This is a genomic window from Bartonella capreoli (assembly GCF_902813205.1).
Classification (GTDB): Bacteria; Pseudomonadota; Alphaproteobacteria; order Rhizobiales; family Rhizobiaceae; genus Bartonella; species Bartonella schoenbuchensis.
Genome location: NZ_CADDZX010000266.1, coordinates 1 through 426 on the forward strand (window position 1 = coordinate 1; position 426 = coordinate 426).

At 35.2% G+C, this 426-nt stretch carries 1 pseudogene; it reads left to right on the forward strand.

The annotated features are described in order from the left end of the window. Nucleotides 1-237: 237 nt before the first annotated feature. Nucleotides 238-426: pseudogene (locus J7R05_RS08350) on the forward strand (flagellar type III secretion system pore protein FliP); the annotation flags it as partial.

A 426-nucleotide genomic window follows, 5' to 3' on the forward strand; every position in this document is an offset into this window, starting at 1 on the left:
AAAAACTAAGATTCGAATGGAAGTTGCATTAGTTGTTAAACCTAGTTAAAATATTTCGCAGGATATGGTGGTCAATAAATCGAATAATTTTGTCTCATTTTTAAATCGAATGACAATCTAACAAGAAAAGGAGCCATCGGGTTTAATGAATTTAAGTTCAGCTCTTTTTGATCGCACTAAAATTCGTTCTGACGATAAAATAAGTAATATTTTAATTTCAAGTTTGGTAATAGAACAATGAAGAAATTTGTAGTTTTTGTATTCATGATGCTATTGTTGGTATCAACAGATGCTACAGTCGTGTTGGCACAGCAAACAAATTTGGCCAGCACTGGTAGCCTTTCAGTGCTCCTCGCACCAACTGACGGTAAAAGCAGTGGACGAATTGTTCGGCTTTTTGGTTTGTTGAGCGTTTTATCAGTGGCA